Source organism: Sphingobium sp. FW305-3-2-15-F-TSA7, assembly GCF_058787155.1.
The window spans coordinates 51,209-60,008 of sequence record NZ_JBYSZM010000042.1 but is presented as its reverse complement, the minus strand read 5'-3'; the positions used below and the strand labels follow the sequence as shown (position 1 = coordinate 60,008).

The 8,800-nt window shown below is 65.5% G+C and carries 8 protein-coding genes; 3 read left to right on the top strand and 5 right to left on the bottom strand.

Annotation, left to right across the window (positions count from 1 at the left end; genetic code table 11):
• Window positions 1–271: 271 nt before the first annotated feature.
• A complete protein-coding gene (locus AC3WN8_RS26150; protein WP_492672445.1) occupies window positions 272–1,744 on the top strand; it encodes a lipopolysaccharide biosynthesis protein in 1,473 nt (490 codons plus the stop codon).
• Window positions 1,745–1,892: 148 nt separating this feature from the next.
• Here AC3WN8_RS26150 and AC3WN8_RS26145 read toward each other — a convergent pair whose 3' ends face one another.
• Window positions 1,893–2,321 carry a CBS domain-containing protein gene (locus tag AC3WN8_RS26145; RefSeq protein WP_492672444.1) on the bottom strand — a complete coding sequence of 143 codons (429 nt, stop codon included), beginning with the start codon at window positions 2,319–2,321 and terminating at the stop codon, window positions 1,893–1,895.
• A 77-nt stretch (window positions 2,322–2,398) separates the two neighbouring features.
• On the opposite strand from AC3WN8_RS26145, the gene AC3WN8_RS26140 reads away from it, so the two are divergent.
• Window positions 2,399–2,692, top strand: a complete 294-nt coding sequence (locus tag AC3WN8_RS26140; protein WP_492672443.1) for a hypothetical protein — start codon at window positions 2,399–2,401, stop codon at window positions 2,690–2,692.
• A complete protein-coding gene (locus AC3WN8_RS26135) occupies window positions 2,689–3,072 on the top strand; it encodes an acyl-CoA thioesterase (protein ID WP_492672442.1) in 384 nt (127 codons plus the stop codon). Before AC3WN8_RS26140 ends, AC3WN8_RS26135 begins: the two co-directional genes overlap by 4 nt.
• 105 nt (window positions 3,073–3,177) lie before the next feature.
• Here the strand turns inward: AC3WN8_RS26135 and AC3WN8_RS26130 are convergent, their stop codons facing one another.
• From AC3WN8_RS26130 to AC3WN8_RS26115, 4 genes are all read right to left on the bottom strand, one after another.
• Window positions 3,178–4,749 carry a DUF4139 domain-containing protein gene (locus AC3WN8_RS26130; RefSeq protein WP_492672441.1) on the bottom strand — a complete coding sequence of 524 codons (1,572 nt, stop codon included), beginning with the start codon at window positions 4,747–4,749 and terminating at the stop codon, window positions 3,178–3,180.
• Window positions 4,750–4,753: 4 nt separating this feature from the next.
• Window positions 4,754–6,124, bottom strand: coding sequence for a DUF4139 domain-containing protein (locus tag AC3WN8_RS26125; protein WP_492672440.1), 1,371 nt, complete (start codon window positions 6,122–6,124; stop codon window positions 4,754–4,756).
• Window positions 6,125–6,245: 121 nt separating this feature from the next.
• A complete protein-coding gene (locus AC3WN8_RS26120; RefSeq protein WP_492672439.1) occupies window positions 6,246–7,703 on the bottom strand; it encodes an OprO/OprP family phosphate-selective porin in 1,458 nt (485 codons plus the stop codon).
• A gap of 74 nt (window positions 7,704–7,777) precedes the next feature.
• A complete protein-coding gene (locus AC3WN8_RS26115) occupies window positions 7,778–8,620 on the bottom strand; it encodes a DUF4167 domain-containing protein (RefSeq protein WP_492672438.1) in 843 nt (280 codons plus the stop codon).
• Between the last annotated feature and the right edge of the window lie 180 nt (window positions 8,621–8,800).

Genomic DNA, 8,800 nt, shown 5'->3' with positions numbered 1-8,800 from the left:
ATGTCCCTTCATCTAAACCGACAATGTCAAAGAGCCAAAAAAACGCGGACGCCTGACCTCTCCCCTTTTACCGGGGCTGACCGGGCATCCTGTTTTTTGCGACCGCTGCAGGAACCGATGTGGTCCACCGCTGCGGTGAGAGGGCATATATGGAGGGGTTCGGTGGCGGTCAACCGCCATTTTTGCAATTTTGTGTCAGCATATGGTTCTACGCTCGGCAAACCCCGCGAAACCGGGCTAATGGCGTATCGAGACGATATGGAGCGAACGGGTGAATGAGGGGGAGATACGCGACGGCACGTTCGCGAATCGCGTAAGAAGCGCCGTTTTCTGGCGTTCCGGCAGCCAGATCGCCTCGCAGATGGTGATGTGGGGATCGACTCTGCTCGTGATCCGCATCCTCGATCCCCGTGATTACGGGCTGTTCGCGATGACGCAGGTGATTCTCGCGCTGCTCAATTTCCTCAACGGTTATGGCTTCGCCAGTTCGATCATCCAGTCCGACTCGGTCGACACGCATCGAATCAGGCAGGCATTCGGCATGCTGCTGCTGCTCAACGGCGGACTGGCGATTCTCCAGCTCACGCTCGCGCCACTCGCCGCGGACTATTACAACCAGCCGATGGTCGCGGACCTGCTGCGCGTTCAGGCGCTGCTCTATCTCGCCACCCCCTTCATCGCGCTGCCCGACGTGTTGCTCAGCCGCGCGCTCGATTTCCGCAATCAGGCCAAGGCCAATTTCGCCTCCGCGATCGCGGGCGCGGTCACCGCATTGTCATGCGCGCTCGCGGGCTGGGGCGTATGGACATTGGTCGCGGCCCCCATCGCGCTATTCTATACCCGCGCCATCGCGCTGAACCTGGCCGCGCGCGTGCTCGTCTGGCCCAGCTTCGACTTTCGCGGCGCTGGCGCGATGTTCGGCTATGGCGGCGCCATCCTCGTCACCCAGCTCTTCTGGATCATCCAGAGCCAGTCGGACATCTTCATCGGCGGACGCGCGCTCGAGCCTCACGCGCTGGGCATCTATGCCGAAGCATTGTTCCTGACCCAGATCGTCGCGACCAAGTTCGTGCCGCCGCTCAACGATGTCGCTTTCCCTGCCTATTCGCGACTCCAGCATGATCGCGAAGCATTTTCCGCCGCATTCGTGAAAGCGATCAAGCTGATCATGCTGGCGACGATGCCGATCTATTTCGGGCTGGCCGCCACCGCCGAGCCGCTGGTGGTGGCGCTGTTCGGCGAAAAATGGGGGGAGATGGTGCCGCTGGTACGCGTGCTCGCACTCGCCATGCCCTTCGTGACCTTGCAGATCCTCTATTCGCCGGCGACCAACGGCGTCGGCAAGCCATGGATCGCGGCGCGCTCGTCGATCGCCGGTGCGACGATCATGATCGTCGCCTTCCTGATCGGCGTGCGCCATGGCGGCATGGGCCTGGCGCTGGCCTGGCTGATCGGCTTTCCGGTCTTCGCGCTCGTCGCGTCGGCGATGTCGCTGCCCGCGATCGGGGTTTCCTGGCGCAGGCTGGCGCTCGCCGTGGCGCCCGGACTCATCGTCTCCGCGGCGATGGCGGCCCTGGTCTGGGGGGTTGATCAATTGCTGCCCCCGCTCGGCCCCTTTGCGCGACTCGCGCTGCTCGTGCCCGTGGGTGCCGCGGCTTATGGCGCCCTGCTCTTCCTCTTCACCCGCGCGACGCTCGACGAGCTGTTGCGCCTGGTGATCAAGCGCAAGGCGGCCGAAGCCTGAACACGTCCTTGAGCGGGGTGTGGTTCGGGTCAGGCTGGAGCGAGAATGGCGTCGATCGAGAACTGGAGCGGAGCGTACTTCAGTACGTAAGCACCGGAAGCGCAGAGCGATGCCGTTCGCAGGCCAGCATCACCCGAACGACGACCGTTCACGCGCTCTGGATATAGTCGCGCATCGCCGCAGCTTCCGATTCGATCCGGTCGATCCGGTACTTCACCAGATCGCCGATCGAAACGAAGCCGACCAGTGCGCCGCCGTCGATCACCGGCAGGTGGCGGATGCGCCGGCGCGTCATCATCGACAAGGCGACGATCGCCTGCTGGTCCGGATCGACGGTGATGACCGGCGCGGTCATCGCCTCGCGCACCAGGTGCGAAAGCGCGTCGCCGCCATATCGCGCAAGGCAATGGATCACGTCTCGTTCCGAAAATACGCCGACGACCGCACCGTCCTCGACCACCGGCAAGGCACCGATTCGCTTTTCGGCAAGCAGCGCCACCGCCTCCGCGACACTCGCGTCCGCGCCAATGGTGACGACCATGTGGGGATTGCCCTCGACGACCGTTCTGATGGTCATGGCTCGACTCCTCTCCAATACCAATATCAGTGCCGTGCCCGGTTGATGTTCCCACGAACCGGTCGCAAAGGGAAGGCATGACCGACCAACGGCCCGATCTTTCCGATCCGGATTATGCGCGCTTCGCCTGGGCCCGCTATCGCCGGCTGATGGCATGGATGGCGCTGGTCGCGGTTGCCGCCGTGGCGGTCGCGATCGCCTATCTCCACGCCGTGCACGGCCCGATTCCGATCCACATGCTGATCGCGACGATACTCGGCATCGGGCTGTCGGTGATGCTCGGCGCCGCGCTGATGGGGCTCGTCTTCCTCAGTTCGGGCAGCGGTCATGACGAACAAATCCACGATCATAGCGAGGACGAGACACGATGAGCGTCGACTGCCCCCAGGACCCCGTGCTGCGCGTCGTGCCGGGGCCGAGCGATATCAATTCCAACGGCCATATCTTCGGCGGCTGGGTGCTGAGCCAGATGGACATTGCGGCGGGCATCGTCGCGGGACGGGTGGCACAGGGGCCGACCGCGACCGTCGCGATCGATTCGATGTCGTTCATCGCGCCGATCCATCTGGGCGACGTGATCTCGGTCTACGCCCATGTCGAGCGCCGGGGGCGGACCTCGATCGGCATCCGTATCGAGGTGATCGCGATGCGCGACCGCGGCAATCAGGAAGTGAAGGTCACCGAAGGCCTGTTCACCTTCGTCGCGCTCGACGAGAATCACCGGCCGCGTCCGTTGCCGCCGGTGGAATGATATAAGGGTCGGATGAGCTTGCCTCATCAGGCCCTTATATGAGCCCGCGCGGCGTCTGAGCGAACCGATCCCGGATGCGCCAGCATCTTCGGGATCGCATATGAATCACCGCGGGCGCTCGAGCCGAACGACGTAGGAAGCCGTCGCCGTGCCGTTCTCCGGCACCGCGACGGGCAGGACCCAGCCGCCGCGGCCACGCTCCATGCCCGGCGGCCTGTCGATAAGGTCATAGGGGATCAGGATCTCGGCATTGACCGGGAATGGCCGCGCATTGATCAGGTCGACGCGCCAGTCCTGCCGCTTCTTGTTTTCGCTGACCTTGGTCAACCGCCATTTCACATCCGGGCTTTGCCCGATCGGCAGCTCGACACGCTCGTCCACCGCGAGATCGGCCAGATCGGCATTGCCGACGAGCAGTTCGCGCTGCGCAACCTCCTCGAAGATCGCGACGGACCCTGCGGGCAGCGGCAGGCCAAGCCCCTTGTCCTTGCTGTTCTTGCCCCTGAGCAGGAACGGCATCGACTGATAATCCTGCGAGCCCGACGCCGCGTTGACCGAATAGATCCGGTCGAACGCCGCATCGGACTGATCGATCATCGCGACCTGCTTCTGCGCCTGGGCCGCGACGGTCACGCGCTCGGGCACGCGATAGAGTTTGAGATCGCCTAGTTCCTCCTGCTGCGCCACCATCGCGACGGGCGCGGGGGGCGGAGGCGGAGGCGGAGGCGGCGCATAGGCGACGCGGCTGCGGCGCTGCCCTGTCACGACGATTGAATCGGCCGATTCCATCATCACCTCTTCCTCGACCGCCTGCGGCCAGGGCAGACGCGTGAAGACATAGCGGGGATGCGTGCTGGTGACGTCCATCGGCCAGCATTGCAGGCGCAGCGCCGCCCTGGGCTGGGCGAGCGGCGCGGCATTGCGTTCCTTGCGCGGCTGGCCGGCAACGACCTGCAGCCGCGCATCCTTGAAACTCTGCACGCCGCCATTGGCGACCGTCAGCCAAGCGAACAGGCCCATCTTGCCGCTGTCCGCATTCATGCGCGCGACATAGCTGGCCGACCAGTCGAAGCCCTGCGCCATATAGGTCAGCTGGACGGTCGCGGTCACCGCGCGGTCGCTGTTGGTCAGCACCGACAGGGTCGGGCGCGGCGAGAGGTCTGCCGGCACCTCCGGATAGATCATGCGCTCGGGCAGTCCCGAACAGCCCAGCGCCTCGACACCCTCCGATGTCTGGATGATCACTCCGCCATTGGGGCCGGCCTGGATGACCGCATCCTGCTCGGTCACCTTGCCGGTCTTGCGGTTGGTCCGCTTCAGCCGCACGCTGCGCTTGAGATAGGCGTCGACCAGCCCGGCAGGCGAAATCAGGCGCGCGTCGCGATTCTTCTCGCGCACGCCCTTGGGCAGGCCGGTGACGATCGCCGTTTCGGGAAGCAGCCCTTCGGCAACGCCTTCGAAGCGGACGATGCTGTCGCCTGCCGGGATCGTGATCGTCCTTGTCTCGCTGATCAGCGCGTAGCCCTGGGGCCAGTTGCGATCCATCGCGCCGCTGCCGCGATTGGGGGCGCGGTAGATGGTGACCGAGACGTCGGACACGTCGCGCGAAACGACGGTCTGCGCCGGCGCGGGCGCCGCCCAGCCGAGCAGGATCAGGAAAAGCGCGAGCGCGCGCACCGGTTCAGTACCGCGTGTCGAAAGTCGCGGTCAGTTCGGTCGTGCCATTGGCGGGCACCGGCACTTTCCATTCGACGCGATCCGCCGAAATGCGCGTGCCCTCGATGCTTTGCGCGGTGATGCGGACATCGCCCCACAACCCGTTCTGCGAGACGTCGACCGTGACCGCCTCGGGCCGCGCATTGGTGACGATGTAGCGCATCCTGGTCTGCCAGCGGCGGTTGGAGAGTTTGGTGCGCGCCTCCACCACGGTCTTCACCTTCACGTCGAACGCATCGCCGGTGCGAATCGCCATCGACGAGCCCATCGGGGTGTGATCGATCCGGCTTTCGCCGATGAACTGCGGATCGCCGCGTGCGTCGCGCAGATAGACGCGGATCGTGCCGGCGGGGAGCTGGTCGCCGAGCCCACCCTGTTTGGAGGTCGAGAATTTGATCGCCGTCACCGCGCTGCGCGGATCGTCGTTGCTGCCCAGCCAGCCATTGACGAATTCATAGGCCTTGCGCGCCGGCGCACCCTTCACGTCGAGGAAGCTCACCTGTTTCTGCTGGGCGTTGGCGATGGTCGTGCGTTCGGCCAGCGGATAGAGATAATAGTCGCCCAGGCGCTCGCGCGTCCCGCTCTCGGTGCCCGCCGCCTCCAGCGTCGCGTTGAGCGCGTTGAAGCGATTCTGCCCGCCGCCGACATTGCCGGCAACGAGCAGCGTATCGGCATTGGTATAGGTCGTGCCGGTGTTGTTCGTCAGCGTGACCCAGCCCTGCATGTCGGTCGCTCCCGACTTCTCGTCGAACAGCATGACATAGTCGCTGGTCCAGCCCATGCCGGGGGTGAGATAGGATAGCCGCGTGGCGACCGGCCCCGCCTTGGCCGCGTCGATCGTGACCGACAATGTCGGCCGCGCGCGCAGATTCTCGGGCACCTTGTCGAACACGACGCGCACCGGCAGGCCGTCGTCGCGCAGCACCTCGATCCGGCTGCCGATCTGCAGGACGATGCCGCCATTGGCGGCAAGCACCCTGGCCTGTTCGCGCGTCTCCGCGCCCGTCGCCGGATTGGTCCGCACGATCGTCACCACTTGCCCGACCGCCTTTTCCATCAGCTTGTCGGGCGACAGCAGGTCATAGTCGAAATTCTGCTCGACGATCGCGATGCCCGATCCGGCAAGGCTCGCGGTCTCCGGCCGGATCTGCGCCGAGACGTCGGGAAACTCCTGACGGCTGCGTCCGGCAGGCACGGTCAGGGTCCGCGAATCCTGCACCAGCGCGATATTGTTGTTGTAGATGGTGACCGCGACATCACCCTGCGCGGTCGATGCGGTCTGCGCCGCCGCAACGGCCGGTATGAGGCTTGCCGCCAGGATCAGGCCGTTACGCATCACACTCTCCCCTTCAGATGACCCGATGATGCCGCATCGGGAGATCGAAGCGAAGCGCAAAAAAGCGTTCAGCCACTTGAGGCTAGCGGCCTGGATAGAGCCGATCCCCTCCCGCTTGCGCCTAGAACTCGATCTGCGCGCGCAGCACCATCACATCGGTGGCATATTGGCGCGCATCCGCGGGCAGCGTCGATCCCGGCACGACCAGCACGGCCGACGGGCCGCCCTCCACCTCGATATGCGAATATTGCATCAGGAAGCGGACATAATCGATCGGGTTCCATATCGCGCCGAGCGAATAGCCGGTCTCTCGCCCGCCATTCAGGCGCACCGTGCCGCCGACGACATCGGTGAGGTCGACCATGTCGACCCGGGCATTGAGCTGGAGCGCGCCCCAGCCGCCATTGCCGATCGGACGCAGCACCTTGGTGCGATCCCAGCGGCCACCCTTGTAACCGCGCGTCTCGCCGGTCACATAATAGCCGATCTCGCCATAGGCGCTCACATAGCTCGGGCCGCTCGCATAGAAGAGCCCGCCCTTGTCGAGCGACGCCCGATAGTCGTTGACCCAAAGCTTATGGCCTTCGCCGGCGATGTGGAACGGGCCGAAGATGCCCGCCAGCTCGACGCCGAGCACATCGTCTCCCCCTGCGGTGAGGAAGCCTGAATCGACGAAACGGAAATCGGTGACCGTCGTCAGCGGGCGGGTCCGGTAGCGCACCTGCGGCACATCGGTACGGTTGCTGCGATGCTGGAAGTTCGCGCCGAGATGGAGCCGGGCATTCTTGCCCAGCGTCGGAGAGAAAGTGCCGCGAATGCTGGCCTGCCAGCCATCGTCGCCGAAATCCCCGGTGATGCCGGTCTGGTAGAGGCCGGCGGTCAGCGTGTAGCGGTCCTTGGGATCGATCAGCCCCAGCGACGCGCCGACGCGACGGTTGAAGTTGAAAGCCTCGCTCGCCTGCTCGCGTTCGGCGAAGGAGGTCAGCCGCGAACTGGTCATCACGTCGAGACCGGACAGCGGATAGGCATTGCCGATCATCAGTTGCACCGGCGTCCCCTTGGGCTGCCAGGTGAGGATCACATCCTCATAACCGACGGTGCCGTCGGCGAAGTTGAATTCGGCCTTGTAGCCGAACCCGCCGGGCATCGTGCCTTCGGCGCCGAAGACCGCGCGACGCAGCCGCGTCCGGTTGCCGAAATTGCCGGTGGCGGTCAGCGCATCCGACGGGTTGTAGACCCGGCCGCTGTCGAACTGGAGGAAACCCTTGGGCTTGAAGGTGAAGCCCGACGCCTTGTCATCGAACTGCGGTGCGCCCTTCCAGGCGATAGCGCTCGCTGGCGCGCTCGACGGCGCGGGTGCCGGCTTGGGCGGCTCGGCGGCGGCGATGGCAGGTGCCGGCCTGGCCGCGTCGGCACGCGATTCGGCAAGCTGGCGCTCGAGTTGATCGACCTTGGCACGCAATGCATCCAGCTCGCCACGCAACGCCGCAATGTCGGCAGCCGCGGGTGCGGACTGCGCCATTGCAGGGCTATTTGCGAGCAGAGCCGCTGTCACGCCCAGCAGCACCATCCGTGTCATCACACATCCTCTTCGCCAAAAGGAAGGGCGACGCCTCGCGGTGCCGCCCTTCAAAGTCAATCGATTCGGAGCGCTCAGCCCTCCGCTGGTACTTCGACCACCTTGCGTGGCCGGCCGCGGCGCTTGGGCGCCGGTGCGGCTTCCGGCTCGGCTTCGGCAATCTCGGGCGCTGGCGCGCTTTCCTCGGCACGGATGCCGAAGGAGGGCGGCAGGCGATCGGCCTCGATCCCGACGGCGTCTTCAGTACGATGGTGACCATTGGCGGCACCGTTGCGGCGCGGACGCAGGCCGCGCGCCGGCCGCGGCTCGGCACGTTCCTCGCTCACCGCGACGGGCTCGACGTCGATCTCCAGCTGAGCCTGGACGGGCTCCTGGCGCGGGCGCCGCTCACGGGGCTCCCTGGCTTCGCGGGGTTCACGCGCCTCACGCGGGCGCTGCTCACGCGGTTCGCGTGCCTCGCGGGGCTCCCGTGCTTCACGGGGCTCACGTGCCTCGCGGACTTCACGGACTTCCCGATCATCACGGCGCGGGCGTTCGCGGCGTTGCTCGCTGCGATCCTGCTCACGATCCTGATCGCCATAATCGGCGTCATTGCCGCCTTCGGCGCGGTTCTCGTCGCCGTCGTCCTCATCGTCCTGATACTCGTCGCGCGGACGGCGATTTTCCTCGAAGCGCGCCCGGCTCTCGCTCAGCACGCGGAAATAATGGTCCGCGAACTGGAGATAATATTCGGTCATGACGCGATCGCCCTGCGTTTGCGCGTCGCGGGCGAGGGTCTTGTATTTCTCGAGCAGCTGGCTGGCATTGCCGCGCGCACGATTATCGATGCGATTGCCTTGCTCGGGACGGCCAGGACCGCCCTGTGGGCGCTGGCCGCCGCGGCCGCGACGGCGGCCGGACTGCTGACGGTTGTTCATCAAGTGACTGGTGTCCTCGCTCTTGGCGTACTTAACACGACGCTCCCGGTCTTCCCGTACACAGCCCCCATCCGGGTGCGGCGCCCGCTCTTGGAGCAGACGCTTCCCATCCTTCTGCCGCGATCCATATGGACCTCAGCGACAGCATGACCATGGGGGCAGGGGTACGGCAAATCCAGC